Origin of the sequence: uncultured Paraglaciecola sp., from assembly GCF_937123705.1 — a bacterium.
Classification (GTDB): domain Bacteria; phylum Pseudomonadota; class Gammaproteobacteria; order Enterobacterales; family Alteromonadaceae; genus Paraglaciecola.
Window position 1 is genome coordinate 1 of record NZ_CAKZKO010000038.1, and the last position, 26,562, is coordinate 26,562.

Below are 26,562 nucleotides of genomic sequence, written 5' to 3' on the forward strand. Positions count from 1 at the left end.
TAGGCGATAGCTGTTTGTTCGGCAATGTCTAGAGGAACCGTTCCGTTACTATCTATCCCAACTTGTCCTGCCATATAAAGAATATTTTCAACTCGAGTACCTTGTGCAATGAAATTCTTGAATGGGCCACTTCGATAAGTTTTCTTCTCAATTGTCATGTTAAGTATTCCTCTAAGTTTATGGACATCTAACGCCTACAATAACGGGAAAAGCTGAGCGACAGCGAGGCTTTTTCCCAATGAGCGAAGCGAATGTTGTTTATTGTTTTGTTAGGTTTCATTAGTAGCTTCGCTAATCCCTTTTTGCAATGCTGTTGCCAGCAAAATAACTATATTCACATACTGTTGTTTCGGTGAAAGTTTTTTATGAGCAATGGGCGCTTCCATCTCTAATCCAACTTCCTTTACCAATGAATTCAAGGTTGCTTTTTCAGCGCCTTCCAGTGAATTGTATAAATTATTAACATCTGCCTTTGAAATACTTGGTCGCAGCTCATGCGCAAACTTGTTACGAAGAGTACCCAAGGTTGTGAGAGGTATATCAAACTTTGAATTCAATCCAAGTGAAATAGCCAGTTTTACTGTTTCAGAGTAACCTAACCTCATCTGCAAAAGATGCTTCTCACTTACTACGAGCTTGCTTAGCAATATATTGAGTTGCTGTTCTATGATGATATGTGAGCGGATTACTACGCCAACATCATCCTCTCCTTCGAACACCTTTAGAAAAGAATCCTGCAAATCCATATTTGAAACCTAACAATATTAATAAGACGCAAAGACCCGCTTTTAAACACGGGGCTTTGCGTTTGATTTATTTATAGGTTTTTAGCATTGGGCGTAAGTTATTGCAAACGCTAAGATTTTTGACCGTGCTTATTTGAGCCTTGTGAAAATACGGCAATTGTACAAAATCTTGCATATATACGGATGCGACACGAAATTTGTATATAACAGCCATGGTGCTTTTAGGTGGCTCTGCCACCGCTCTTGATTTTATTCCCTATGTAGTGCGGCCTATAAAAAGACAAAAAAGTGCGGTTAATTTTCATGGATAGAAAATTAAGTTTTGTGTGCTGGGAGCACATGAAGACGACCGTGCTTTTTTGTCTTTTTATAGGATCTTTTGAGCGGTAGTAAGGGCGCATTTTTTTTGGTTACTTTACTTTGTGCGAGCAAAAAAAAGTAACTGGTGTGGCAAGGATGCCATTTCAAATACATCATGGATGATGTGTCCGCTAGGACATGCTTTTTGTTTTTACAGGGTTTTTAACTAACTGTAATTAATGAGATCGCAGTCAAATTAAATTACAACCCAATGATTTAAATGAACATATCATTCCCCTCTGTGATCTTTGTGCGCTCCGTGGCTAAAATTCGGTAGTTACATAGCTTTGCTGTAGCGTTTAAGCATCAACCAACAATGGCGACCTGCTAATTTTTAAAAGTTGGAATGATTGCTTTTAATCGTTCTATATCGCCAGTGCCGACGTTTTGCTTGAGAAAGTAGGTTTGCCATTCTTGAGTAAGCTGGCGTACTTCATCTATTATTTTTTTAGTTTTAAATGGTTTTAGGCCAAAACGAATTGATTGGCTGAGTAGGTTATTGATTGTGCCTTCTCTACCATCATTGCCAATACCTATACCATGTTGTGCAGAGTTGTTGATAGGCAAAACGTCAAAAGCAGGTGATAACCGCCAGTGTGCTTTTTCGAAAGGGTATATAAGCGCATGGTTACGGGAGTGGTCGTCGGTGTTACCGAGTAAAACGTTGAATACCATTCGGTAATATAGGTCATGGGCGTCTTTGGGTTCGGCGCCATTTTTCATGATGAATTCGGCTAAGTAGCCGTAGGTATAAATGCTGCTGAGTACCGATGTATTCACCTTGTTTTGATTGAATATTGAGTTGGCACTTAAGTAATGGCAATTAGGTTTGCCGTTATGCAAATCAAAACGTTCGACTAGTAACACATCTCCGTTTGGTGATGGCTGCACCTGAGTTTTAGCCACTCGGCAGGGAAGTTCAGCTAGCATATTCATGGTGGCATGTTCGACTTTAACTACGTTTACCACGTCATCGAGGCGGTTGAATTTGGCTAGATAGGAAATTTCACCATTTTGAATAATGGTTTTTGGCCTAGCGCCCCCCATGCTTGAGCCATATTCAAATGCTAGTTTGGCTTCTTGGGGAATGTCTTTATCTGTAAGAATGGCATCTTTAGCCTTGAGTAGCATAGGTAAATCGGCAAGGGAGTTCTTGTTGTATTTGGGTTTTGATTGGCTACTTGAAAGGCTAAATACCAGTGAGCCTACACCCATACCAGAGCCTGCCAGTAAAAATTCTAAAGCATTTCTAGGCTTGGTGGTGTGCAGCGACAAAATGACTTTTTTACCCCATGAATCTGCACCAGCATCTGATAAAGCGCCAAATAACCCTTTATTGAATTGGGTCGACAGTTCCTTTTCGGATAAGGGTAAGTTTACGGGATCGAGCGCAAAAGCATTAGAGCGATTAAGGTAACTTTTACCATAACGGAAACGGCCAGTTTTTGCTTCTTCATCTATTTGAATAACGCCACAAACAATAGGGTTATCTTCTAGGCCGTCAATAAATACATAGGCTTTAGAAGTCATTGTCTAATTCTGCTACTGGTTTTCGAGATTTACGACTAAGTTTAGAGGTTGTGTTGTTTTGCTGTTGCTCGATGGCTGCTTGAAGGTCATCAATAATATCTAGATGTTCAAGCACTAAAAATAGTGATTGTGCGTTAACACTTTTACCATTCTCTATTGAAGAAATAGTATTGCGACCAACGCCTACACGAGTACCTAATTCTGCTTGATCCATAATTGTGCTTCTGGTGTTTTTAACCAGTTCACCTATAGATTTGAGTAGAATTTGGGTTTTATGCATGATATTTCAACTATAAGTTGGCTTATGCTTGAAATATAGGGCATGTTGATTGGAAAGTAAATGTTTATTAAATCATGCGTTATATGCCATGTGTTTAATTTATTAAGCATATCGGTGAGGTTATCTAGCCACTCATCATATCATTTTGTAATCTGTGGAATTAGGCTCTTTGAAATGTCTAAAATATCTCCAAAGGACTAATTCAGACGAGCTTATTCACTTACAAACACTTAGCCGGCTTAGGCAATCCGGCTATTTTAGTGGCTTGTTTGGCTGGGCCTTTAGGAAAGAGTTTAAACAAGTATCGGCTATTGCCTTTTTCGGGGCCAAATTCGTTGGCCATGGCTTTGACTAAGGCTCGCATTGCTGGGCTGGTGTTAAATTCAAGGTAAAACTGGCGTACAAATTTGACGACTTCCCAGTGGTTTTCGGTTAATTCAATGTTTTCTGTTGCGGCTAATATTGGCGCTAATTCGACTTGCCAATCCTCTACTTTTAGTAAGTACCCGGCTTTATCTACCGCATAGGTTTGGCCATTAAATTCAAAACTATAATCCATGGGCTACCAACTTATCACTTGTTTGCATTCAAGGGTTAAATCAACAAATTCTGCATAGGAAATAGCTTTGAAAAGATTGTTTTTGATGGTTAATCCTCTGGCTTGAGTGTCGTCTTCCAACAGGTAAATTTGTCCTAAAGATTGTAACGCATCTGTTATATCTGAATTTTGCATGGCATACACCGCATCTTGGGTGAGTAATAACTTGTCAGTAGGCTGAATTCGCCCTAAACATTGCGATATACCGTTATCAGCAAAGGGGCTAGTTGATACTTTATGCAAAATCATCAAAACACCATCACGTGGTTGCTGCTGGCCAGTAAGCCCGTTAGTTGGGAGGGTTTAATTAAGGTAACATCAATGCATAAGTCGGCTTCTGATAGGTTGCGCTTTTGCAAACTGTGTTGGCAAACGTAAATATTGTCGATGTCGTAGAAGTTCAGCGCAGCAAAGGTTTTGTGATACGCCTTGTGATCAATTTTATCGGGGGTTTGCTGCTTTACTAATTGAAACACTGCGTCTTCAATAAAAAACAGACTGACCTCTTGGCCGAAATTGCTCATGGCTAGCGCCATATCTAGGCTTTCTTGCCCGTTAATTGATCCATAGGGTGCCGATTTATTTACGATGGCGATACTAGCGGCCATTAAAATTGCACCATTCTATCGCTTTCACTTAGCAATATGGCTAAATCTCCCAAGCCTACTGATTGAAACTCTGTCGATAGGCTGTGATGAAGTTGATCTGCTTCTTCTGCATCTTGAGCATTAGTAATACCCCGCTTGGTTGCCGCACTAACACACACCATTAATGGGATGTTGTGCTCGGCTGAAACCTTTTTCCAAGCTTCATGTAAATCATATTCATCTGACGATAACTGCTGAAGAGCATTGCCATTTAAGGTGCCGTCTTGGTAGAAGAAAACCCCATTCACTTGATGTGATGAAGCAACAGCGGCCAAGGCGAACCTATAAGCGCTATACGCACTTTGGCTAGAGTAGGGGGCGGATGTAACTAACAGGGTAAATGACGACATAGTTTTATTTTGAACGCTTTTGGCAAATGTAACATAAAAAAACGCCCCAGCAAGCTGAGGCGTTCTAAAATTTAATTCGTGTGGGAATTAATCATCGCCACCAAACGCACCTAGAAGATGCAAGATAGAGGTGAACAAGTTATACAAATTCAAATACATAGAAACCGTGGCGCGAATATAGTTGGTTTCGCCACCGTTAATAATACGGCTCGTATCAAACAAGATAAAACCCGACATAATAAATACAATGGCTGCACTTATCGCAAGGCTAAGGGCTGGTATGGCAAAAAAGATATTAGCCAGTGATGCCACAACCGCAACAATTAGCCCTACTAATAAAAAACCGCCCATAAAGGAAAAGTCTTTCTTAGTAGTTAATACATAGCCAGACAAACCAAAGAATACCAAAGCAGTACAACCTAACGCTTGTAGGATCAAACCCGAACCACCTGGGAAGCCCGCGTAATGATTTAACATCGGCCCTAAAGACGCACCTAATAACCCAGTGAACACAAACACAAACACTATGCCCATTGAGCTTTGCGCCGCTTTATTCAAAAAGAAAATCATAACTAAGGCACCAAGACTCATCATCATGGCTGCGCCTCGGCCTAAACCTGCTGCCATAGCGAATCCAGCACAGACTGCACTAAAGGTTAATGTCATCGCTAATAACATATAAGTGTTACGAAGGACCTTATTTGTTTGCAATACAGATGCTTCACCTGCACTGCTATAAGAAGAGCGTTGTTCCATTGATTTCTCCAAAAACTTAAATTAAAAGGTAACTCTATATCTAATAGTGTATTTGTATGGGGTTTGGTTCACTTTTTCAAGTAATACCGTATTTAATTGCATTTATTAAAGGTAACTTGATGTAAATAGCGGCAAACCGTTCAAACAATAATCAAACAGTATCTTTTGTTAAATTAAGGCTTTACAAGGCCACAAAACGTCACTAATATTCGCATCCTCAATTCGGGGCAGCGGCAAACTTAGGTTTACCTTACCGAATAGAGAAAAATTAGGATAGCTGGCAGAGCTCGGTTTAATGCACCTGACTTGAAATCAGACGTAGGGTCAAACCTACCGGGGGTTCGAATCCCTCGCTATCCGCCATATTTAAAGGCCTCGCAACTTGCGGGGCTTTTTGCTTTCTACACTTGGGTAATACGGGGGTAATATACAGTATGTGTTTTTATCCATTAAATACCATTACGCCACATACCAAGAAACCTGCAAGTACTGCGGGTTTTTTATTGCCCAAAATTTGTCCCTGATTCTACATAGCGAGGGTGAGACCCTAGGTAGTTCGACAACATATTTGAATAAACTAAGAAACCGTAGGTAACCAGTTCACCCAAGTTCGACGAAAAATCGGATTGCTCTATTTTATAACGTTATTTCAAACGGTTACGCTTATTCCAAACTAATGGAATGATTCAATTAGTTTGTATTATCTGTTATTTTTGTTCGAGTGAGTCCTAACACTTTTTTCATCTTAATTAATAATCGAAGGACAATAATTATGGCTGTCATCATTAACGCAACTCAGTTACCTGATTATATAGGTAAAACTATTGGCACATCTTCGTGGTTAACTATTACTCAAGAACAAATAAATAGCTTTGCAGATACCACATTGGACCATCAGTTTATCCATATTGACCCTGAAAAAGCCAAACAAACACCTTTTGGCACGACTATAGCCCATGGTTTTTTGTCGTTGTCGCTATTGTCGGCTATGTCATTTGAAGCAGGACTTCATCTTGAAAATACCACTATGGGTATCAATTATGGCTTTGATAAAATTCGTTTTCTGCAACCGGTGAAAGTAAACAGTAAAGTAAGAGGAAACATGACCTTGTCGGAATATACAGAAAAACGACCAGGGGAGTTTTTATTGAAATGGTTAGTTGAAGTTGAAATCGAAGGGGAATCTAAACCGGCCCTGACTGCACAATGGTTATCTATGATAATGGTCAGTCAGTAAGTAGCAAACTCAAACATCTAAAAATGTTCATATAAAAGAGGTGATTATGTTAGTAAATTTTAACGATAAAGTAGCCATAGTAACAGGCGCTGGTGCTGGATTAGGTCGCTCTCATGCATTGGCTCTAGCAGCTCGAGGTGCAAAAGTTGTCGTTAACGATTTAGGTGGAAAAGATGGTTCGTTATCAGCAGGCTCGTTAGCAGTGGTTGCGGAAATTGAAGCGGCAGGAGGTACAGCCATAGCTAACGGTGCAAATGTGGCTGATATGGCGCAAGTTCAAGATATGGTAGATCATACGTTTGAAAAATGGGGCCGTATCGACTTACTGATAAACAATGCGGGGATTTTACGAGATAAATCCTTTGCTAATATGCCAATAGAAGATTTCCAACTCGTTGTTGATGTGCATTTAATGGGCTCTGCGAATTGTTCAAAAGCCGTATGGGATATAATGAAGGCACAGAACTATGGACGAATAGTGATGACGACTTCTTCCTCTGGATTATATGGTAATTTTGGTCAAGCCAATTATGGTGCAGCTAAAATGGGGGTAGTGGGCTTAATGAATACTTTGTGTATTGAAGGTATGAAATACAACATCAAAGTGAACTGTTTGTCACCAACCGCAAGAACAGCAATGACGGAAGATCTGATTAAAGACAAAAATGTATTGGAATTAATGACAGTAGAATCTGTCACTACGGGGTTACTCGCTTTGGTTGCTGAACAGGCTCCTAATCGTAGTATTTTAGGTTGTGGAGCCGGAGGCTATGCGCGTGCCGTTATTAAAGAAACCGATGGTATTTATTTGTCTCCTGAGCAACAAACCCCAGAGAATATTTTGGCGCAGTGGGATAAGTTGGAAAATGAATCTAACAGTGAAGAACTAAAAGCTGGTTGGATGCAAACCAACAAATACGTGGCTAAAGCGGCTGCGTTTCTTGGGGTTGATTTATCCTCTAAGTAAGGATTTAGCTGGGCGGGATGGCTTATTTAGTAATGTTAAAATATCAAAATAGACCTGAAATAGGTCTATTTTGATTTAGATGTTGTGACTATTTTCTGGTGTTACAACCACTCAGTTTGGGTATCAAAAGCTGTACTGTCGATATTCTTAACCAAATTACCCCAATGATATGTCAGCGGTAATTCACTGTTAAAGAAATATTTCATGGCTTGTACTTTACCTTGATAAAAGTGCTGTTCATCAACATGAATATTACCGGCCAAAGCCTGTGATGCGATGGCTGCTTGTTTTAGCCATAACCACGCAATAGTGACGTGACCAAACATGTTCAAATAGCTCACTGAATTAGAAAAAACTAAATCAGGGTTAGTGCTACTTGCTGCCCCTAATACTTGTTGGGTAACTTCCCGCACATTAGCAACGGCTTTTTCAAGTGATTTAGAATACTCACTTAATTTATCGCTAGCCGTCGTTTCGGCAATGGTTTTCTCAATTTCAGCCAGAAACGCGTTATAACCAGAGAACTTATTCATGGGCACTTTGCGGCATAATAAATCCAATGATTGAATACCCGTAGTCCCCTCGTGAATAGGGTTAAGGCGGTTGTCGCGATAAAACATCTCTACAGGATGTTCGTTAGTGTAGCCGTGGCCACCTAACACTTGAATGGCTAAGTCATTGGCTTTTGGTCCCCATTCTGACGGCCAGCTTTTGATAATTGGGGTTAAAAAGTCGAGCACAGTCTTAGCGTGCAGGCGTTCTTCTGAGGTTAAGGCGGTAGTTTCGTCGTCGGCCAGTTGGTTACCGTATAAGCACAAAGCATAGGCACCTTCTGAATAAGCTTTTTGGGTTAATAACATACGTTTTACATCTGGGTGTTCGATGATATTAACAGGTGGAGACTCAGGATCTTTACAAGATAACAATCGTCCTTGTGGTCTCTCTTTAGCGTAATTTAATGAATATTGAAATCCAGTTAAAGCTGTAACTGCAGCACTTGTTCCAACCATAATACGTGCTTCATTCATCATATGAAACATGTACATTAAGCCCTTATTTTCTTCGCCCACTAAATAGGCCTCAGCGCCGTTTTGTTCACCAAAACTCAGTGCTGTTGAGGTTTGACCACGGCCACCCATTTTGTGAAACAAACCAGCAAGAGCGACTTCGTTACGCTCACCTAAGCTACCATCATCATTGACTAAAAACTTAGGCACAATAAATAAGGAAATACCTTTAACGCCTTTTGGTGCGCCTTTCACGCGAGCGAGTACAAGATGCACAATGTTTTCGTTAAGGTCGTGATCACCGCCAGAAATAAAGATTTTACTACCTGTTAAGCGATAATTACCTTGGGCGTCTTTTGTTGCTGTTGTGGTTAAGTCGGCAAGACCCGAACCAGCTCCAGGTTCGGTCATAGCCATAGTGCCTGCAAAACGACCTGCACGCATGGGATGTACCCATTTTTCAATTTGTTGTTGTGTGCCATGGGCTTCAATCAAATTACAATTTGCATTAGTCAGGGATAAATAACCCAAACTGGTACTGGCTGTAGCAGAAAGGTACGCATAGGCGGCACTTGATGCAACGAGTGGTAATTGCATCCCGCCCATTTCATAATCAGCGGCAGGCGCACTTAAGCCTGCTTCTACAACTGCGTCGTTACCTGCTTTAATCTCTGGAATCAAATGCACCTTTTCGCCATCAAATGTGGGTTCGTTTGCATCCACTTTCTGACGAATAGGTAAAAAATATTTTTCGGCGATAGCCTGTGCGGTATCTATGGCACCATTAAATGTGGTTTTATCGTGATCTTGGTACTTGTCTCTGTTGGTAAGGGATTCAACATTAAACATTTCATAGAGATAAAATTCTAAATCACGGCGGTTAACTATGGGTGCAGACATACTAGGTTTCCAATTTGATAAGTTTTGCGGGTTATTCTAGAACAATAAATAAAGTCGTAAAAATAAGGTGTTACTAAGAAGACATTATCATTAAGTATTTCAAATAAGAAATAACAAAATAGGCACAATGGGTATTAGTTTTGTTTATGTTTACACTCTGCCTTGCAGAGTTTGGGTTTATGGTAAAACAATAACCATGTTTAACATGGTATAGCTATTTCATCTGGTTGAAAAATATGCTGATAATTGGTTTGGTTGCGAGTTTCTGTATGGTTTTGTGATGTAATCAATTATGCTCAGGTTTATAATTAGAGTGGGGCCCACTCAGAACATGTATTTGCCATTAAATTAAAGAGATCCTTATCTTGATTAAACTGTTGTTAGTAGATGACCATGAACTTGTCAGAACAGGCATTCGTCGTATTTTGGAGGATGTGCCTGACTTTGATGTGGTAGGTGAAGCCAGTAAAGGAGAAGAAGCGGTTAGGTTTTGTCGTGATCATGCACCAGACATCGTTTTAATGGACATGAGTATGCCAGGAATTGGAGGCCTAGAAGCCACCAAACAAATTCTACGCTTTTCTGAGAACACCCGTGTCATAGTGTTATCGGTTCATAGAGAAAATCCTATCCCCGCTAAAGTGATGCAATTAGGGGCGTTTGGTTATTTAACCAAAGACTCTGAATCAGAAGAAATGATCAAAGCAATTTATAAAGTGGCAGCGGGTCAAAAGTATGTGTCGCCCGATATAGCCCAGCAGATTGCACTTGGGCAACTAGACTTAAACGAAAGTAGCCCTTTCGAACCTTTATCTGAGCGAGAGCTAGAAATTGCCTTAATGTTGACCAAGGGCGTGAAAGTACCCGAAATAGCGGTTTACCTAAACATCAGTGCTAAAACAGTCAATACCTATCGCTACCGAATGTTTGACAAGTTAAATGTCGGCACAGACGTTGAGCTTACTCATCTTGCATTGCGGCATGGATTGATAACGTCGGATCAACTATAAGAATATCGTTTTAAATGAGTTTTAAACCTGTTGAACATTTTGATCATCAAGCTTTTCTGAAAAACCTGACTAACCAACCAGGTGTATACCGAATGTACAATCACAAACAAGAAGTGATTTATGTAGGTAAAGCCAAAAACCTAAAAAAACGTGTGGCGAGTTATTTTAGAAGTCAGCTAGATAGCGTAAAAACACAATCTTTGGTTAAACAAATTTGTTCTATGGATGTCACTGTAGTGCACAGTGAAACAGAAGCTTTTATTCTCGAAAACAACTTTATAAAAAAGTACAAGCCTAGATACAACGTTTTATTAAGAGACGACAAAGGGTATCCCTTTATCTTTTTGTCTGCCCATACACACCCAAGATTAAGCTCGCACCGAGGTCCCAAAAAAGCGAAAGGCGAATATTTTGGGCCTTATCCCAGTGCTTGGGCGGTGCGCGAGAGCTTACGTACCATGCAACGATTATTTCCAATTAGGCAATGCGAAGACAGTTATTATCGGGCCCGAACGCGACCTTGTTTACAATATCAATTACAACGCTGTGCAGGCCCATGTGTAGAAGGCTTAGTAAGCGAACAAGAGTATGCACAACAAGTGGAATACGCGCGGTTATTTTTAAAAGGTAAAAATAAACAGGTCATTGATTCATTAGTCGCTAAAATGGAGCAAGCCAGCGGCGCATTAAAATTTGAAGCTGCGGCGAACTATCGTGATCAAATTGGTGCCTTAAATAAGGTTCAAGAGCAGCAATGGGTCAGTGGCAATCAACAAGAAATGGATGTGTTTGGTTTTGCCTACCGCAATGGTATTGCGAGTATTCAAGGATTATTTATTCGTGATAATAAACTACTTGGCAGCAAGAGTTTTTATCCTAAAGTTCCCGCACAATCTAATGCAGCAGAAGTATTTCAATCCTTTGTTTTGCAGTTTTACTTAGCAGGAAACAAAATTATTCCTCAGCAAATCGTGATCCCTTGCGAATTAACGGAACAAGCTGCCATTGAAGCCTTGCTAAGTAAAGAGGCTGGACGAAAAGTTCAGTTTTATAAAGGCGTCAGAGAGGAAAAACGCCGTTACCTTGACTTAGCCAATACTAATGCCGAAACGGCCTTAGAGTCTCGCCAAAGTCATCAAAAATCGGTATTTGCTCGCTATATTGAATTAGAACAAATATTAGAATTTGAACAACCCATACAACGTATGGAATGTTTTGATATCAGTCATACATCGGGGCAACAAACCGTTGCTTCATGCGTAGTGTTCAATAGGGAAGGGCCCTATAAAACCGATTATCGTCGCTACAATATTGAAGGTATCACCCCAGGCGATGACTATGCTGCAATGGCACAAGCGCTAGCGCGTCGTTATCGCGACGTTAAAGATGAAACCAAAATTCCCGATATTCTCTTTATCGATGGTGGTAAAGGGCAACTCGCTCAGGCTGAAGCCTACTTTGAAGGCTGGAAGCAAGTCAAAAAGCCGATACTAATAGGCGTGGCCAAAGGTAGTTCTCGTAAAGCAGGACTAGAAACCTTGATACTGGCCGGTAACCACGCAACGATTCCAATGGCGGGCGACAGTGCGGCATTACACCTAATTCAACATATCCGCGATGAAGCCCATCGCTTCGCAATAACCGGGCATAGGCAAAGACGTCAAAAAGAAAAAAGCACCTCTAAGCTACAATCAATACCTGGAGTAGGGGCCAAAAGACGACAAAGCTTACTGAAATATATGGGAGGGCTACATGGCGTATTGCAAGCCAGTAAAGCAGAAATTGCAAAAGTTCCCGGTGTAAGTAGTGAGCTTGCCGAAATTATTTATGATCATATTCATAATTGAGCTTTGAAAAATTCGCAGCTTGTGTGTTAATAGCCAGGTTTTATCACGCAATATACTTATTTTAAAATTACAGGAAATACAGAGAAAATTAGATGTGGACTATTCCTAATATTATTACCATTATCAGAGTACTCCTGATACCCGTGTTTGTTTGTGTCTATTATTTAGATTGGAAATGGGCTCATCAGGCGGGTGCATTTATATTTTGGTTTGCAGCCATCACAGACTGGTTTGATGGCTATTTAGCCCGAAAACTTAATCAAACTACAGCATTTGGCGCGTTTTTAGACCCAGTGGCAGATAAACTCATTGTATCTACAGCCTTATTGTTGATCACTCAAAGTTACAACAGTATATGGATAACCCTGCCTGCGATTTTGTTAATTTCTAGAGAGTTCTATATATCAGCCTTAAGAGAATGGATGGGACAACAAGGTAAACAAGACTTAGTTAAAGTATCTTTTACTGGAAAAGCCAAAACCATGGCACAAATGCTAGCGTTAATTGGTTTACTCTCTGACATGGAATATTTTATGGGCATTCAAATATATTGGGTGTCATTAGGGCACATCTTATTATATGTCGCCGCGATGTTATCTTTATGGTCAATGGCTATATACACAAAAGCAGCTTGGGATGATCAAAAAAATGTTTAATTCGCCCTTCAATAATAGTGATTTGTGCAAATTTAGCGCGTTTAAGTCAAAATTTATCCAGTCAGTTCAAAAACATACTTTTTGTAGTTGACACTTAATACTTTGGATGTAGAATGCAGCCTCAGTTTTAGGGAGCCAAGCGAAACAATAGCAAGGCCCACAAAGACTGAAACAAAGTGTAGAGTAAATAAGCGGGAATAGCTCAGTGGTAGAGCACAACCTTGCCAAGGTTGGGGTCGCGAGTTCGAATCTCGTTTCCCGCTCCAAATTCTTCAGGTGAAGAAATGGTAAAATGTTTATTCAGCGGAATGGCGGAATGGCAGAATGGCTATGCAGCGGATTGCAAATCCGTGTATCTCGGTTCGACTCCGGGTTCCGCCTCCAAATACGCTTAATTATACCAGCTTACTTTTCTAGTAAGTACCCCCGATGCCCGGGTGGTGAAATTGGTAGACACAAGGGATTTAAAATCCCTCGTTCGTAAGGACGTGCCGGTTCAAGTCCGGCCCCGGGCACCATTTTAACTTCTACCGAAGTCTATAAATATTCATAAAACGCTATAAAATCAGTGCTTTAATCTGAGTTTTAACTCTGTCCGCTTTCTATTACAGATATCTTTTTCCTACACATTAGTAACATTGACAGTAACACTGGATAGTGTCTGCTGTTTATCTGAGTGGTCCCTTATTTATGTGGTTTTATGGTATTAGGTATTTCTGATTTGTTTTGAGGTGAAAATTAACAATTAGAGAGCTATGAAAATTTAAAAGTGACCGGTAAATCAGGCTTTTTCACTATTTGGACGGATTTGAGCGAAAATAACTAGGTTTTGTGGTGAGTTAAGTCTATCTTTAGTTTGTTGATAGAGAATTATAATTATCAGAAAACCAAGGAGTTACAGTGGAATCTCTCAAAGTATGTGATTATATGAATGCCCGTCCAGTAACCTTTACTAGCAATATGCCGGTAGCGGAAGCAGTTGAACGATTACTAGAGGCCAAACAAATTGGTGGTCCAGTAGTCAATACCGATAATAAGGTCATTGGTTTCTTATCTGAGCAAGATTGTCTTGTGCAAATGATTGAGTCGAGTTACTACCAAGAGCAAGTGGCACTGGTTAACGATATTATGAGAACTGGGGTGCTGGCGATTAAACCCTATTTATCAATTATTGAATTGGCGCAACAAATGACGTTAGATAAGCCAAAAGTTTACCCTGTAGTAGATGACGATGGATATTTACTAGGTACCATTAATCGCTCGGCGTTGTTGCATGCCTTAGACGTGCAACTTCATGACGGTTACAAAAGCGCGAGTTAGTCTAATCACTCTTTTTGAGTGTTATAAACTGCTAATTGTTGCGTAAAATTACTGGTATTTGCTCGATTCATCTTCTAGGATCATCGGTTCGTTTTATTGATCTAATCGAGCAGCCCTTTTTTGTCTTCAGTACAGTCTAATCCAGTCAAAACCCTAAAAGAATTATTCACCGATATTGCCTGTTGTTTGTCGAAAGACAAATTTAGGTTGAAATCTCGACTGCGTAAATTTTCGAACATTTCCGAGCAGAAAAAAGCGGATTATTTAGCTAAGTTACAGCGAGATATTGAACAATCAGCCAGCCTATATGCTATTCGGCAAGCGCAAGTTCCAGACCTTGATTTTCCTGCTCTTCCGATATCTGAACGTAAAGAAGAAATAGCCGAAGCAATTGCTAATCATCAAGTGGTGATCATTGCGGGTGAGACTGGGTCGGGTAAAACTACGCAAATCCCTAAAATCTGTTTGCAATTAGGCAGGGGCATTGGTGGACTAATTGGGCATACTCAACCCAGGCGTTTAGCGGCTCGCACTGTGGCAAATCGTATAGCCGAGGAGTTAAAAAGTCCGTTGGGACATCAGGTTGGCTTTAAAATACGCTTTTCAGATCAAGTATCTGATAATACCTATATCAAATTGATGACGGACGGTATTTTATTGGCCGAAATTCAACAAGATAAGTTTTTGAGTCAATACGATACCATCATCATAGATGAGGCTCATGAACGCAGTCTAAATATTGACTTTATTTTGGGTTACCTTAAACAGCTATTACCAAGGCGTCCCGAACTCAAGCTTATCATTACCTCAGCAACCATTGATCCACAACGTTTTTCCAAGCACTTTAATGATGCGCCTGTGATTGAAGTGAGTGGTCGTACTTACCCTGTAGAGATGCGCTACCGAGAAATACAAAGCAGTGATTACGATCAAACTCAAGGCATAATCGAAGCGGTCAACGAGCTAATGTCTGAAGCACCAGGGGACATATTAGTGTTTTTAAGCGGAGAGCGAGAAATACGCGATACCGCTGATGCTCTAAATAAGCAGCATTATCGCCACACAGAGGTGTTGCCTTTATATTCGCGATTGAGTAACAGTGAACAGAATAAGGTGTTTGCATCGCATTCTGGTCGGCGCATTGTGCTGGCTACTAATGTGGCCGAAACCTCGTTAACAGTGCCTGGCATTAAATACGTGATTGACCCAGGCACGGCGCGTATTTCTCGTTACAGTGTGCGTAGTAAAGTGCAGCGTTTGCCTATTGAAGCCATATCCCAAGCGTCTGCCAATCAAAGGGCAGGGCGCTGTGGTCGTGTTTCCAACGGTATTTGTATTCGTTTGTATTCAGAAGAGGATTATTTAGCCAGAGATGTATTTACCGATCCTGAAATACTGCGTACTAACTTGGCCTCGGTCATTTTACAGATGATGTCGTTGGGACTGGGTAAGGTTGATGACTTTCCTTTTGTGCAACCACCAGACTCACGCAGTATTAACGATGGTTTTAAGTTACTCGAAGAGTTAGGCGCGATTGATAGTCAACTTGGTCGTCAAGGGTTAACCCAGCAAGGGCGGCAACTCTCAAGATTACCTATTGATCCCCGTTATGCACGTATGGTGATTGAAGCCGCTAAACAAAATTGTTTAAGCGAAGTGCTGATCATTGCTGCGGGTTTAAGTATTCAAGATCCCAAAGAGCGGCCTCAAGACAAGAAACAACAAGCCGATTTAAAACATGAAGATTTTATCAATAAAGAGTCTGATTTTTTAGGCTATTTTCAATTATGGCAAATTTTTAAAGCCCAGCAACAAGCCTTATCTTCGAGTCAATTACGCAATTGGTGTAAGAAACATTTTATTAATTTTATGCGGATGCGAGAGTGGCAAGATATTGTTAGCCAACTTAAAAAGTCGGTAGCGGAATTGGGTTTTGGGATCTCTTCGCAGCAGGCCGAGTATCAACCTATTCACCAAGCCATTGCCTCAGGGTTGCTATCACATATAGGCAATAAAGATAGCGATCGCGAATACTTAGGGGCGCGCAATAGCCGCTTTAAAATTTTTCCGGGGTCAGGTCTAGCGAAATCCCAACCTAAGTGGACTATGGTGGCTGAACTGGTGGAAACAGCCCACTTATTTGGGCGAGTGGCGGCAAAAATTGAACCTCAGTGGATTGAGCCATTAGCCCAGCACTTAACCAAAACAGAGTATTCCGAACCACACTGGTCTAAAAAGCAAGGTGTGGTGCAAGCGTTCGAAAAAGTGACTTTGTACGGGCTGGTTTTAGTCAGCCAAAGGCGTAAAAACTACAGCCAGATTGACTCAGTTGTAAGCAGAGATATTTTTATCCGCGAAGCACTGGTAAACATGCAAACAAAATTAAACTATGAATTTTTGTCAGTTAATCAAGCACTGATTGAAAACATTGAAAATTTAGAAGATAAAAGCCGTCGACGCGATCTGTTAGTAGATGAAGGTACCTTAGTCGACTTTTATGCTAGTAAAATGCCTGATTATGTTTGCTCAGAAGCCAGCTTTAAAAAGTGGTGGAAAAAACAGTCAGCCGACGACTCGAGCATTCTCAATTTCGATCCCAAGGCGTTACTTAAGAAAGATACCCAGCATATAGACGGCCACTCATTTCCTGAAACCTTTAGCCAAAACAATTTGACTTTAGGATTGGATTATCACTTTGATCCAAAAGAGCCAGACGACGGCGTAAGCTTGATGGTGCCTTTACCTTTACTAAACCAGGTGACGACTCTTGGGTTAGATTGGCTTATTCCAGGTTTACGCCACGAGCTTATTGTGTCTTTAATCAAAGCCTTACCCAAATCCCAAAGACGAAATTTTGTGCCTGCACCTAATTATGCCGATGCGTGTTTGTCAGATATGCCGCAAACGGATAAACAAGGTAATGCTATAAGGTTTTTAAGTGCCTTGTCGTTAAAGTTAAAGCGTATGACGGGTATATTACTTGAAGAGTCAGATTGGCAACTCGATAAACTGCCGCAACATTTAGTTTTTAATATCAAAGTGTTAGATCAAGATACCAAGGTAATTGCGCAGGGGCGAGACTTGCTAGCATTACAGCAACAGCTAAGTGGTAAAGTTAAACAAAACCTTGCCTCAGTTGCCACACCTGAAGTAGAAAAAACCGAGTTATTAACTTGGGATATGGACACCTTGCCTACCGAGTTCATCAATAAAACCGGAGGCTATGAAATCAAGGCCTATCCGGCGTTAGTGGATCAAGGAAAAACCGTAGCGGTTAAGTTGTTTGAACAGGTACATATCGCCGAAAATGCCCATAAAACTGGATTGCGGCGCTTGGTTATTTTGGGGATCCCTTCACCTGTTAAATATTTGCAGGATAAACTCCCAAATAAAGCCAAACTTGGGCTGTATTTTAATCCCTTTGGACAAATCAAGGCGCTCATAGATGATTGTATTGATGCAGGCGTCGATCAGCTTATATCGCAATATTGTCAAAATAATAACGGAGACATTCGTGATAAAGCCCATTTTGAAGCGTGTTGTGACTGGGTTAGGCAAGAAATTAACCCCAGCGTATTGAGTATTGCCCAGCAAGTAGAAGCGGGGCTAACCGTGGCTCATGAGATCAAAAAGAAAATGAAAGGTAATGTGCCATTGAACCTTATTTATGCTCATGGACATATCAAAGCACAGCTGGACTCATTGGTGTACAAAGGATTTGTAGCCGATCTAGGCGCACATAAGTTGGCGGATTGGCAGCGTTATATTACGGCTATTGCGAAACGGCTTGAAAAAGTTGCCATCGATCCTACAAAAGATAAGCTACATCAACTGAGTTTAGAAAAAGTCGAAAAAGCTTATCAAGCAAAGCGCAATAAAATTCAGGCAAATCAACCTATACCAGCAGAACTACAAGAAGTACCTTGGTTGTTGCATGAACTTCATGTGTCATTATTTGCTCAACAATTAGGCACTGCCACACCAATTTCGGTTAAACGCATAATGAATCATTTGGATTCTATTTAAGGCTTGATTAATTTTCGTTGACTTTGTTTTCCCACCACCATATAAACTACAAGGTAGATTTTAAACAGCATGGAGTTTCGAATGATAGGTTATGATGACAAACGCAATTTTTTTCGAATGATGGTTAATTCTGTATGTGAACTAAAAATGGTAGACGACGAGTCGACGCGTAGCCTGCAAGCAGTATGTAAAGACATAAGCGCCACAGGAATGTCATTGGAACTAGAAGAAAGTTCAGTGGAAATGGGCACTATGATCAACGTTTATATCGAATCAACCAATTCGCAAATCCCATCATTAACCGCCGATACTAGAGTAGTACGCTGTGATGCTATAGACGATAACTCCTGTATTGTGGGTGTTGAAATACTCGAAATGAAATAACCACGCGTGGTCATTATTAGATAATGTTTTAAACTCTCATTTTTATAATAGTGCCTCCAAAGTTTAAGGAGGCATCTTTGAATTTTATGTGCCATTTTCTAAGCAAGAGTTCATCCCCAAATTGCTTTTATCGGGGATCTATTGGTTTGTTTGGTAAATCAAATTTTGTCACCTTCTAAAGTCACTGGTTCCCAGCTAAAAACTTGCGGGGAAGACGGGAGTGATAACGTTAGGTGCACCGCACTGACAATTGGGAATGAAGACAGGTAACGCGGCGAGGTTATTCATGTCCGAAACAAAAAATCTATAACACGCGGCATACTAAACCTTTTAGGTAAAACCCTTCGGGATAGTTACTAGCAACGGGATGATCGGCGGCTTGGCCAAGTCTTTCAATAAATTGTACGTTTCTTCCAGCATCAAGGGCGGCATCTGCCACTACTTTTTGAAATAATTCAGCTGACAGTAGGCCCGAACAACTAAAGGTACACAAAATACCCCCAGGCTCCATAATTTGCATGGCTAACATATTGATGTCTTTATAGCCGCGACAAGCCCTAACTAACGACGATTTTGATTCCACAAATTTAGGTGGGTCAAGAATGATTTCATCAAAACTTTTACCTTGTTGTTTATAATCTCGCAATGCTTGGAATACATCGCCGTTGATAAACTCACACTTGCTGGTATCCAATTGGTTGATCTCAACGTTTCTTTTGGCTGTTGCCAGTGCCAAGTCTGAGACATCTAAACTGGTGACCGATTTAGCGCCACTGGCTAAGGCGTAACTACCAAAGGTGCCGGTATAACAAAAACAGTTTAGTAAGTTTTTGTCTTTCGCATATTTTGCGGCTATGGCACGATTATCTCTTTGATCCAGATAAAAGCCGGTTTTGTGGCCGGCCTTGACGTTGACTATAATTTTAATACCATTTTCTTCAATCACTACTTCATCAGGCACCTCACCGTGTAATACTTGGGTGATGGGCTCTAATCCTTCCTTCTTACGGATAGCGACATCGCTGCGCTCATATATTGAACACTCAGGAAATTGCTTTTTTAAGGCCCAGACTATTTTGTCACGGTGTCTTTCTGCGCCTGCTGACAGCAACTGGCAAACCAACACATCTGCGTATTTGTCTATGGTGACACCGGGTAACCCGTCGGACTCTGCGGCAATAAGGCGATATCCGGTGAGGCCGTGCCGCGCAATTAAATCTTCCCTTGATGCTTGGGCTGTAGCGATGCGTCTTTGAAAAAAGCCGTTGTCGATACTTTCGTTTTCTTCAAATGTCCAGATCCGCACTTGAATTTGCGACTCGGGAGACCAAGCTCCTCGGCCTAAAAACACCCCATCATGGGAGAGCACATCAACTGTGTCTCCTAGTTTGGTTCTGCCGATGGTTTTTTCAATTCCTCGGGAAAATATCCAAGGATGTTTACGTAATAGAGACTTTTCGCGGCCGGGCTGTAAAATGACGCTGGATGACATAGGATAACTTTGCTAAAAATTTGCAGCAATTGTACACGAGGGTAACGTTTTGCTAAACAGAATTTCAGCCTTCATAAGTGGTTTTGGGTTACGAAAGGGGCAAATATGAGTCAAATGCAGTTTGTAAAACATGTGGAAGGATGCGCACCTAGCGCATTAAAGGTAAATTATGCTGACATCCCTGAACTTGCACCAGGTCAAGTATTGCTAAAGGTTGCGGGCTTTGGTGTTAATCGTGCGGATACTTTGCAAAGACAAGGGAAATATCCAGCGCCTAAGGGCGAAAGCGATATTCTAGGCTTAGAAGCAAGCGGTGAAATTGTACAAATTCATTCACAGCAAACAAGTCATTCAAACTTTATCCTTAATGATAAGGTGTTTGGGTTAGTCGCCGGTGGCGGTTACGCCGAGTATGTGGCCGTGAATATTGAACATTTAATGGCGGTGCCGAAAAATATGAGCATCACCAAGGCGGCGGGCATAGCTGAGTGTTTTCTTACCGCTTACCAAGCACTATTTATTGAAAATAAGTTACAGCCCGCACAACAAGTACTGATCCACGCTGGCGCGAGTGGGGTAGGTTTGGCCGCTATTCAATTGGCCAAGCGACATGGCTGTAAAGTCGCCGTTACCGCGTCCAATCAGTCAAAGCTCGACTTATGTAAACAGTTAGGGGCCGATTTGGCCGTTAATTATCAGGAGCAGGACTTTGCCATCGAGATTTCTAAGCATTGGCAAGGTTGTGATTTGATTGTTGATTTTGTTGCCGGAGATTATCTTAATCGCAACTTACAACTGTTAAATATGGATGGCAATTTATTGTATTTGGCGATGTTAGCCGGAAGGTATGCAGATAAACTTGATATGGCGATGATTTTAAGTAAACGGGCCACAGTAAAAGGCTCAACATTAAGAAACCGCAGTGATCAATATAAAGCCCAATTAATAAAAGAATTTAGGCAAACATGTTTAGCTGATTTTGATAGTGGTAAACTATTCCCCAATATTGATACCGAATATACAGCAAATGATATGGGACAAGCCCATCAACGTATTGAAAATAACAACACTATGGGCAAGTTAATTGGTGCTTGGCCATCTAGGAAACCTTAAATGATTGAAAATACCCAAGTGCAAAATAAACTGACTGGAAAGCAAGCCGAGTTAGAATTGAAACTAAAAACTTATTTTGTGGATCTGTGCAGCGAACGAGTAGGCGGTGAAACCCTATCTTGCAGCGATGATTTTTTTGCAGAGATGGAAAACTTATTGAAGCCTGGCCGGGGTATATTTATCGATGATAAATATACCGAGCGTGGCAAGTGGATGGATGGCTGGGAATCACGCCGTAGCTATGGTCGTGATAATGGCCGCGAATTTGATTGGTGTATTATTCGTCTTGGGATCAGTGGTGTTATCCATGGCTTTGATATAGATACTAACTATTTTAGGGGCAATGCGCCGCAGACAGTTTCTGTTGAAGCATGTGTTAGTGCAGAGCAGCCAAATGAGAATACAATTTGGCATACGGTGCTTAGCGAGCAAGAAGTACAAGCTCATAGTCAGAATATATTCGAAATTTCTAATTCACATTCTTGGACCCATGTGCGCCTTAATATGTTTCCTGATGGTGGTATAGCGCGGTTTAGGGTATATGGCGAAGCAGATGTCAATTGGAATAACTTTGTAGCGGGCGAGTTGATTGACTTGGCCTCGATTAAAAATGGTGCGAAGGCCTTGTTAGTCAGTGATATGTTCTTCAGTGATAAAAACAACCTTATTATGCCAGGACGGGGCAAGGATATGGGTGATGGCTGGGAAACAAAACGTCGTCGTGATCCTGGGCCAGATTGGTCTATCGTTAAACTCGCTGCGCTTGGCAGTATCGAAAAAGTTATTATCGATACTTGTCACTTTAAAGGTAACTTTCCCGATACTTTTACCCTTGAAGGTATCCATAGCAGCCATGATGATTTTACCGATGTTAATGAGTCTCTCGATTGGCAAACTATCATTCCAAAAACTAAGTTATATGCCCATCGCGAACACCTTTTTATCAACGAAATTATGGCCGATAAATTATCAGCCTTTACCCACGTTAAGCTAAGTATTTTCCCTGATGGGGGAATTTCCAGAATGCGAGTTTTTGGTAAAACCAAATAACAAGGATAGGTTCAATGACGAGTAACACTCAAATTAGAGCAAAACCTCTTACAAAGAAGAGTTTTGCCGCCTTTGGTGATGTAATAGAAGTGAGTGACAAAGCGAACAATTTTAGTATTAACGATGGCTATACCCAGCGTTATCATGATCTTGCCACTGTGGACGTTACAGAAAAAAGTGGCCGAGCCCTTATCAGTATTTTTCGTTCAACCCCGCTGGCGCAGCCTATTGCTATCAAAATGATGGAGCGCCACCCTTTATCTAGCCAAGCGTTTATTCCTATGGGGCAGCAACCATATCTGGTGGTGGTTGCACCAAAAGGAGAGCTACACACTGCTCAGATTGAAGTGTTTTTAGCTTCACCTAATCAAGGAGTTAATTATCATAAAGGCACTTGGCATCATTACTGTTTGGCCTTGCATCAAGTGAGTGATTTTATTGTCGTAGACAGAGGCGGGGCAGGGGAAAACTGCGATGTGGTTAAACTAGACGGTGCACAAGTAATAGCGCAGGTTTAATAACGGGTTATTGCTCTAGAAAAGCAGGTTTTTGCTTTGCAATTTACGAAAAATATTCTCATGATTAATGGCTAATTTTGGTAGCATATTGATACTATTATTAACCACAAAATGTTACAGATTACGGAGTGTTATGCGCCTATTTAATTACCTTTTAATAGCTAGTTTGTCATCTAATGTTTGATAACTTATCTCAATATTGGTTGGAATTTATCACCATTGCCAGCGTACACTTATTAGCAGTAGCAAGCCCAGGACCAGATTTTGCTATTGTCTTAAAGCACAGTATTAGTTTTGGCCGCAGGGCAGCTATTGTCACCAGTATTGGGGTTGGAATGGCAATTTTAATCCATGTGGCCTATTCGCTGTTAGGTATTGGCATACTTATAAAAACAACCCCTCTACTATTTCAAATATTTAGTTATGTGGCAGCGGCTTATCTTTTGTACATTGGTTGGGGGGCTCTTAAAAGCCCTGCGCCTAGCAAGGCTGGTGAATTACAACCTGAGCAAGCAGTACAAGTCATTTCTGACGGTAAAGCTTTTGCCGTTGGATTTTTAACTAATGGACTAAACCCAAAAGCCACACTGTTTTTTTTATCTATATTTGCTGTTGCTGTTGCCCCCGATACCCCTGATTTAATTAAACTTGGCTATGGACTGTATTTAGCCGTGGCTACGGGCATTTGGTTTTGTGTGTTGTCTTTGTTTTTAAGCTCTAAGAAAGTGGCAGGTTTTATAGGGGAAAATGGCTATTGGTTTGACAGAATAATGGGTGTGGTATTGATTTTATTGGCAATAAAATTGGTGATGCCTGTATAGTGCGCGGTAATTGAATATATTGTGCCTTTTTATTAGGAAAAAAAGTGGATCAACAACAGTTTAAAATTCAAGGTGGAAGCCTTGAAAAATCCTTAAAGGGTGAAACTCAATTAGATTTAAAAACCATAGCAACAGAAGCGTGGTCGTTATCGAGAAACACTAAGACAGCCGTTTTACATGGTGTACTTCTGTTGTTTTTTATAGCAATAGTGTTTGCTTGGGGGCTATCTAAACTTGGGTTCAGTGATGTGAATACTATTCCACCCAATATGATGCTTACTCTTAAACTAGCGGGGATTATTTTAAGTACACCTATCATTGCTACTATGTTTTTATTAGGTATCTCCCACAGTGTGGGCATAAAACCAAAATTCTCTACTATTTTAAAAAATCTAATTGGCTCTGTTTTATTGATTTTGCTGGCATTATTACTCGCAGCTCTAGCAGATGTGAGTTCCTTGCTTGGATCTCAGATTAGTGTGGTGCTTGGGGTAGCGGTGTTGTTTTATGTGAATCTGGCAACAGGGTTTGCAATTATGTTACTGGTTGAGAAAAAGCTCGCTCCAAGCCAATGTGTGCTTCAGTCGATGCAAGTGTTTCACAAGTATTGGCTACCCATTTCTATCTACTATATTTTGTACTATTTGTGTTTGTTTCTAGGCATGTTTAGCTTAGGATTTGCGTATATTTGGATCATCCCTTTTTTCATTAATATGAAGGGGATCTTATATCGTGAACTATTTGGTGTAAAAGTACGTATCGTAAAAGTTCAATCTAACCCAGACGAGACTGTTTTTCATGCCTAGATTTATTACGCGTTTAATTATGATTACTGTAGTGACTGTTGCCACAACTTGGTTCATTGTCGCTATACAAGAGCATCCTACAGAACAAAAAGGGGTTATTAGTCTAGAGGGGTTATACCTCGAACCACTTGAGGGTAGCAAGGATGAGGTGCCTAAGTTTAGTGACTACAACAACATTGAAGCAAAGAAACGCGCATTTTTTAGTTATCTATTACCGGAAATTAGACGTCAAAATCGAATTGTCGAGAAAGAGCGAGCAATGGTGTACCTATTGCAACAAGAACTTTTAGACGCGCCATCATCTCCCCAACCTTTTACTAAAAAACAACAAAAGGTTTATGAGCAACTAAAGAAGAAGTATCAACTTAATAAAGTGGATGGTGATTCTATAGAAGACATATTGAATCAAATGCTTGTTAGAATCGATACAATCCCAGAGCAGCTAATTTTGGTTCAGGCAGCGAATGAATCAGGCTGGGGAACCTCCAGATTTGCTGTTGACGGTTATAATTTTTTTGGCCTTTGGTGTTTTAAAACTGGCTGCGGGTTTGTTCCCAAACAGCGTGATGATGAAGCTATACACGAAGTGGCCAAATTTAGAGACCTTTCTCATTCGGTAATGACTTATATTCGTAACATCAACCGTTTAGATGCCTACAAAGAGTTAAGACAAATCAGAAAGCAGTTAAGAGAAAACCATAAAACCGTTACCGCTAAGGCTTTGTCAGAAGGATTAATGCGATATTCTGAACGTGGTCAGGAATATATTGATGAATTACAGAGTATGTTAAGGGTAAATAAAAAGTATATGGAATTACCTTTATGAAGATAATAAATATCATGATGCCAGTAGCTTTTTGTCTTGGCTGCCATGGCCATCTTAAGGCAGAGACATTAGAGGTAGAGTATGCCAGTTTTTATAGTCATGTGAAGAAACTGAACGATCCAGAAACCAATGCTTTAAGATTCGCTTTTGGGTTTCAACACATCTCTGAAAATCGCCTTTGTGACATCAATAGGGCCGATATTGTCACCCAAAAACAAACACAAAAATTAACGGTCGAGACAAATAATCGCTTTACTGTGCCCACAGACAAAATCCTTAAAATGGCTAAAGCAAAGGTGGTGATTGAGTTAGATGATCAGGCTAATAAGTGCGATATGTCTGTGCAATTAGAAACCTTACCTAAATTTTTGAAAACACAATATGGCCGTGCTGAATTGATAATGTTGTTTAATCAGTATGACGCGTTTTTTGATGAGATGGGAAGCTTTTTATCTTTTCTGATGCCATCAGCACAAGGACTGATATTTCATTTTCATCATGATGTTGAGTTACCCAACAGCTTGCAACCATTTATCGATAAGTCGAACAGCTTAGTATTAAGTAAGGCGTGGTTAATGGAAAACAGCCAACTTATGTTACCAATCAAACCGTTACGCATAACCGCCATTATTGAGAAATAGTGTTGTAATTCAACTATGTATATGAAAAGAAGATGCAGGGTGAAGCGTACCCTGCATCAAAGTAAAATTTACATTATTCTTGAAAACAAACGTCTGCTGCCACCGGTACTGCGACTACGACGCATGCTAGAGCGAAGCTCGGTACGTTTACTTGCCAACCAACTATCACGATCGACACTTGCCTCGGCACCGCGGCGTTTTTCTTCAGTGGCGCGATAACTACAGAACTGTCTGTATGCGGTTAAATCTTGTGAAAGTTCTTGAATAACCAATTCAATCATAATGGCATCATCTATATATCCTAGTCCTGGAATATTATCTGGCACTAGATCATTGGGTTCAGAAAAATATGCTAGGGAGGTCAAAATTTCATTTTTTTCATCTTCTGGCATCAGCCACTCAGGATCTTCAAGGGCTGATATTAGGGTCTCAAGGGACTCCATTCTAACTTTAACAAAGTCGGGTAAATTCGCCTGTTCCATTTGACTGCACACTGCGCGGGCTTTGGTTAATACTTCAGCGGGTGGAAATTGGCTTGCTTTTTCCATGGCAACTTTCATCATGGTGCGAAAATGATCTAAATCACTGTCAGATAGTTCAAAACTGATTTGAATGGGCATTGCTCGAAATCCTAATTGAATGTGAAGTAACTACATTAGAGAGCCGTTGAGATC

The 26,562-nt window shown here is 40.6% G+C and carries 26 protein-coding genes and 4 tRNA genes; 19 read left to right on the forward strand and 11 right to left on the reverse strand.

Annotated features, from left to right (window positions below; all coding sequences use genetic code 11):
* Positions 1–269 precede the first annotated feature (269 nt).
* The 8 genes from Q0688_RS06215 to Q0688_RS06250 form a co-directional block, all read right to left on the reverse strand.
* A complete protein-coding gene (locus Q0688_RS06215) occupies positions 270–746 on the reverse strand; it encodes a hypothetical protein (protein WP_299074224.1) in 477 nt (158 codons plus the stop codon).
* 687 nt (positions 747–1,433) lie between these two features.
* Positions 1,434–2,636: a type II toxin-antitoxin system HipA family toxin gene (locus Q0688_RS06220; protein WP_299074226.1), complete on the reverse strand. Its 1,203-nt coding sequence runs from the start codon at positions 2,634–2,636 to the stop codon at positions 1,434–1,436.
* Positions 2,626–2,916, reverse strand: a complete 291-nt coding sequence (locus Q0688_RS06225; RefSeq protein ID WP_299074229.1) for a helix-turn-helix domain-containing protein — start codon at positions 2,914–2,916, stop codon at positions 2,626–2,628. The genes Q0688_RS06220 and Q0688_RS06225 overlap by 11 nt, the downstream gene beginning before the upstream one ends.
* Before the next feature lie 220 nt (positions 2,917–3,136).
* A complete protein-coding gene (locus tag Q0688_RS06230) occupies positions 3,137–3,475 on the reverse strand; it encodes a TusE/DsrC/DsvC family sulfur relay protein (protein WP_299074231.1) in 339 nt (112 codons plus the stop codon).
* Between the two features lie 3 nt (positions 3,476–3,478).
* Positions 3,479–3,763: a sulfurtransferase complex subunit TusB gene (tusB, locus tag Q0688_RS06235; RefSeq protein ID WP_299074233.1), complete on the reverse strand. Its 285-nt coding sequence runs from the start codon at positions 3,761–3,763 to the stop codon at positions 3,479–3,481.
* The gene (tusC, locus tag Q0688_RS06240; RefSeq protein WP_299074235.1) at positions 3,763–4,122 is read right to left on the reverse strand and encodes a sulfurtransferase complex subunit TusC; all 360 of its coding nucleotides are present in this window, start codon (positions 4,120–4,122) and stop codon (positions 3,763–3,765) included. The genes tusB and tusC overlap by 1 nt, the downstream gene beginning before the upstream one ends.
* Positions 4,122–4,511: a sulfurtransferase complex subunit TusD gene (gene tusD, locus Q0688_RS06245; protein ID WP_299074237.1), complete on the reverse strand. Its 390-nt coding sequence runs from the start codon at positions 4,509–4,511 to the stop codon at positions 4,122–4,124. Before tusD ends, tusC begins: the two co-directional genes overlap by 1 nt.
* An 87-nt stretch (positions 4,512–4,598) precedes the next feature.
* Positions 4,599–5,267: a Bax inhibitor-1/YccA family protein gene (locus Q0688_RS06250; protein WP_299074239.1), complete on the reverse strand. Its 669-nt coding sequence runs from the start codon at positions 5,265–5,267 to the stop codon at positions 4,599–4,601.
* 271 nt (positions 5,268–5,538) lie between these two features.
* Between Q0688_RS06250 and Q0688_RS06255 the strand changes: the two genes are divergently transcribed.
* The 3 genes from Q0688_RS06255 (at position 5,539) to Q0688_RS06265 (ending at position 7,471) form a co-directional block, all read left to right on the forward strand.
* A tRNA-Ser gene (locus Q0688_RS06255) sits at positions 5,539–5,630 on the forward strand.
* Positions 5,631–6,039: 409 nt separating this feature from the next.
* Positions 6,040–6,504: a MaoC family dehydratase gene (locus tag Q0688_RS06260; RefSeq protein WP_299074241.1), complete on the forward strand. Its 465-nt coding sequence runs from the start codon at positions 6,040–6,042 to the stop codon at positions 6,502–6,504.
* Between the two features lie 46 nt (positions 6,505–6,550).
* Positions 6,551–7,471 (forward strand): SDR family NAD(P)-dependent oxidoreductase, encoded by a 921-nt coding sequence (locus Q0688_RS06265; RefSeq protein ID WP_299074243.1) that lies wholly within the window; start codon positions 6,551–6,553, stop codon positions 7,469–7,471.
* A gap of 101 nt (positions 7,472–7,572) precedes the next feature.
* On the opposite strand, the gene Q0688_RS06270 is transcribed toward Q0688_RS06265, so the two are convergent.
* The gene (locus tag Q0688_RS06270) at positions 7,573–9,378 is read right to left on the reverse strand and encodes an acyl-CoA dehydrogenase (protein ID WP_299074245.1); all 1,806 of its coding nucleotides are present in this window, start codon (positions 9,376–9,378) and stop codon (positions 7,573–7,575) included.
* Between the two features lie 365 nt (positions 9,379–9,743).
* Between Q0688_RS06270 and uvrY the strand changes: the two genes are divergently transcribed.
* The 9 genes from uvrY (at position 9,744) to Q0688_RS06315 (ending at position 18,621) form a co-directional block, all read left to right on the forward strand.
* Complete coding sequence (uvrY, locus tag Q0688_RS06275; RefSeq protein ID WP_299074246.1) at positions 9,744–10,388, forward strand: UvrY/SirA/GacA family response regulator transcription factor; 645 nt, start codon at positions 9,744–9,746, stop codon at positions 10,386–10,388.
* A gap of 14 nt (positions 10,389–10,402) precedes the next feature.
* Entirely contained in the window at positions 10,403–12,235 is a 1,833-nt protein-coding gene (uvrC, locus tag Q0688_RS06280) for an excinuclease ABC subunit UvrC (protein ID WP_299074248.1), read from the forward strand.
* A gap of 92 nt (positions 12,236–12,327) precedes the next feature.
* Complete coding sequence (gene pgsA / locus Q0688_RS06285) at positions 12,328–12,891, forward strand: CDP-diacylglycerol--glycerol-3-phosphate 3-phosphatidyltransferase (protein WP_299074250.1); 564 nt, start codon at positions 12,328–12,330, stop codon at positions 12,889–12,891.
* Between the two features lie 191 nt (positions 12,892–13,082).
* A tRNA-Gly gene (locus tag Q0688_RS06290) sits at positions 13,083–13,157 on the forward strand.
* A 44-nt stretch (positions 13,158–13,201) separates the two neighbouring features.
* A tRNA-Cys gene (locus Q0688_RS06295) sits at positions 13,202–13,275 on the forward strand.
* Between the two features lie 47 nt (positions 13,276–13,322).
* Positions 13,323–13,409, forward strand: a tRNA-Leu gene (locus Q0688_RS06300).
* Between the two features lie 382 nt (positions 13,410–13,791).
* Positions 13,792–14,211, forward strand: coding sequence for a CBS domain-containing protein (locus Q0688_RS06305; RefSeq protein WP_299074251.1), 420 nt, complete (start codon positions 13,792–13,794; stop codon positions 14,209–14,211).
* A 120-nt stretch (positions 14,212–14,331) separates the two neighbouring features.
* Positions 14,332–18,237, forward strand: a complete 3,906-nt coding sequence (hrpA, locus tag Q0688_RS06310) for an ATP-dependent RNA helicase HrpA (protein WP_299074253.1) — start codon at positions 14,332–14,334, stop codon at positions 18,235–18,237.
* An 81-nt stretch (positions 18,238–18,318) separates the two neighbouring features.
* On the forward strand, positions 18,319–18,621 hold the full coding sequence (locus tag Q0688_RS06315) for a PilZ domain-containing protein (RefSeq protein WP_299074255.1): 303 nt from the start codon (positions 18,319–18,321) through the stop codon (positions 18,619–18,621).
* 304 nt (positions 18,622–18,925) lie between these two features.
* Here the strand turns inward: Q0688_RS06315 and Q0688_RS06320 are convergent, their stop codons facing one another.
* Complete coding sequence (locus Q0688_RS06320; RefSeq protein ID WP_299074257.1) at positions 18,926–20,113, reverse strand: class I SAM-dependent methyltransferase; 1,188 nt, start codon at positions 20,111–20,113, stop codon at positions 18,926–18,928.
* 114 nt (positions 20,114–20,227) lie between these two features.
* Here Q0688_RS06320 and Q0688_RS06325 point away from each other — a divergent pair, with 114 nt between their 5' ends.
* From Q0688_RS06325 to Q0688_RS06355, 7 genes are all read left to right on the forward strand, one after another.
* Positions 20,228–21,226: an NAD(P)H-quinone oxidoreductase gene (locus Q0688_RS06325; RefSeq protein WP_299074648.1), complete on the forward strand. Its 999-nt coding sequence runs from the start codon at positions 20,228–20,230 to the stop codon at positions 21,224–21,226.
* Positions 21,227–22,276 carry an allantoicase gene (gene alc, locus Q0688_RS06330; RefSeq protein WP_299074258.1) on the forward strand — a complete coding sequence of 350 codons (1,050 nt, stop codon included), beginning with the start codon at positions 21,227–21,229 and terminating at the stop codon, positions 22,274–22,276.
* Positions 22,277–22,290: 14 nt separating this feature from the next.
* Complete coding sequence (locus Q0688_RS06335; protein WP_299074259.1) at positions 22,291–22,794, forward strand: ureidoglycolate lyase; 504 nt, start codon at positions 22,291–22,293, stop codon at positions 22,792–22,794.
* 176 nt (positions 22,795–22,970) lie between these two features.
* Complete coding sequence (locus Q0688_RS06340; RefSeq protein ID WP_299074260.1) at positions 22,971–23,615, forward strand: LysE family translocator; 645 nt, start codon at positions 22,971–22,973, stop codon at positions 23,613–23,615.
* Positions 23,616–23,659: 44 nt separating this feature from the next.
* Positions 23,660–24,421 (forward strand): hypothetical protein, encoded by a 762-nt coding sequence (locus tag Q0688_RS06345; protein ID WP_299074262.1) that lies wholly within the window; start codon positions 23,660–23,662, stop codon positions 24,419–24,421.
* Complete coding sequence (locus Q0688_RS06350; protein WP_299074264.1) at positions 24,414–25,247, forward strand: glucosaminidase domain-containing protein; 834 nt, start codon at positions 24,414–24,416, stop codon at positions 25,245–25,247. The genes Q0688_RS06345 and Q0688_RS06350 overlap by 8 nt, the downstream gene beginning before the upstream one ends.
* On the forward strand, positions 25,244–25,888 hold the full coding sequence (locus tag Q0688_RS06355) for a DUF2987 domain-containing protein (protein WP_299074267.1): 645 nt from the start codon (positions 25,244–25,246) through the stop codon (positions 25,886–25,888). Before Q0688_RS06350 ends, Q0688_RS06355 begins: the two co-directional genes overlap by 4 nt.
* Before the next feature lie 68 nt (positions 25,889–25,956).
* On the opposite strand, the gene Q0688_RS06360 is transcribed toward Q0688_RS06355, so the two are convergent.
* Entirely contained in the window at positions 25,957–26,508 is a 552-nt protein-coding gene (locus tag Q0688_RS06360) for a DUF1232 domain-containing protein (RefSeq protein WP_299074269.1), read from the reverse strand.
* Positions 26,509–26,562: the final 54 nt, after the last annotated feature.

Excerpts from the sequence above, each read along its gene's own strand:
- Q0688_RS06315 (WP_299074255.1), top strand. The coding sequence starts at position 18,319 with ATGATAGGTTATGATGACAAACGCAATTTTTTTCGAATGATGGTTAAT.
- tusC (WP_299074235.1), bottom strand. The coding sequence starts at position 4,122 with ATGGCCGCTAGTATCGCCATCGTAAATAAATCGGCACCCTATGGATCA.
- Q0688_RS06320 (WP_299074257.1), bottom strand. The coding sequence starts at position 20,113 with ATGTCATCCAGCGTCATTTTACAGCCCGGCCGCGAAAAGTCTCTATTA.
- Q0688_RS06265 (WP_299074243.1), top strand. The coding sequence starts at position 6,551 with ATGTTAGTAAATTTTAACGATAAAGTAGCCATAGTAACAGGCGCTGGT.
- Q0688_RS06325 (WP_299074648.1), top strand. The coding sequence starts at position 20,228 with ATGCAGTTTGTAAAACATGTGGAAGGATGCGCACCTAGCGCATTAAAG.
- Q0688_RS06355 (WP_299074267.1), top strand. The coding sequence starts at position 25,244 with ATGAAGATAATAAATATCATGATGCCAGTAGCTTTTTGTCTTGGCTGC.
- Q0688_RS06340 (WP_299074260.1), top strand. The coding sequence starts at position 22,971 with ATGTTTGATAACTTATCTCAATATTGGTTGGAATTTATCACCATTGCC.
- tusD (WP_299074237.1), bottom strand. The coding sequence starts at position 4,511 with ATGTCGTCATTTACCCTGTTAGTTACATCCGCCCCCTACTCTAGCCAA.
- pgsA (WP_299074250.1), top strand. The coding sequence starts at position 12,328 with ATGTGGACTATTCCTAATATTATTACCATTATCAGAGTACTCCTGATA.
- Q0688_RS06350 (WP_299074264.1), top strand. The coding sequence starts at position 24,414 with ATGCCTAGATTTATTACGCGTTTAATTATGATTACTGTAGTGACTGTT.
- Q0688_RS06215 (WP_299074224.1), bottom strand. The coding sequence starts at position 746 with ATGGATTTGCAGGATTCTTTTCTAAAGGTGTTCGAAGGAGAGGATGAT.
- Q0688_RS06230 (WP_299074231.1), bottom strand. The coding sequence starts at position 3,475 with ATGGATTATAGTTTTGAATTTAATGGCCAAACCTATGCGGTAGATAAA.
- Q0688_RS06225 (WP_299074229.1), bottom strand. The coding sequence starts at position 2,916 with ATGCATAAAACCCAAATTCTACTCAAATCTATAGGTGAACTGGTTAAA.
- alc (WP_299074258.1), top strand. The coding sequence starts at position 21,227 with ATGATTGAAAATACCCAAGTGCAAAATAAACTGACTGGAAAGCAAGCC.
- Q0688_RS06335 (WP_299074259.1), top strand. The coding sequence starts at position 22,291 with ATGACGAGTAACACTCAAATTAGAGCAAAACCTCTTACAAAGAAGAGT.
- Q0688_RS06260 (WP_299074241.1), top strand. The coding sequence starts at position 6,040 with ATGGCTGTCATCATTAACGCAACTCAGTTACCTGATTATATAGGTAAA.
- Q0688_RS06270 (WP_299074245.1), bottom strand. The coding sequence starts at position 9,378 with ATGTCTGCACCCATAGTTAACCGCCGTGATTTAGAATTTTATCTCTAT.
- tusB (WP_299074233.1), bottom strand. The coding sequence starts at position 3,763 with ATGATTTTGCATAAAGTATCAACTAGCCCCTTTGCTGATAACGGTATA.
- uvrC (WP_299074248.1), top strand. The coding sequence starts at position 10,403 with ATGAGTTTTAAACCTGTTGAACATTTTGATCATCAAGCTTTTCTGAAA.
- Q0688_RS06360 (WP_299074269.1), bottom strand. The coding sequence starts at position 26,508 with ATGCCCATTCAAATCAGTTTTGAACTATCTGACAGTGATTTAGATCAT.
- Q0688_RS06250 (WP_299074239.1), bottom strand. The coding sequence starts at position 5,267 with ATGGAACAACGCTCTTCTTATAGCAGTGCAGGTGAAGCATCTGTATTG.
- Q0688_RS06220 (WP_299074226.1), bottom strand. The coding sequence starts at position 2,636 with ATGACTTCTAAAGCCTATGTATTTATTGACGGCCTAGAAGATAACCCT.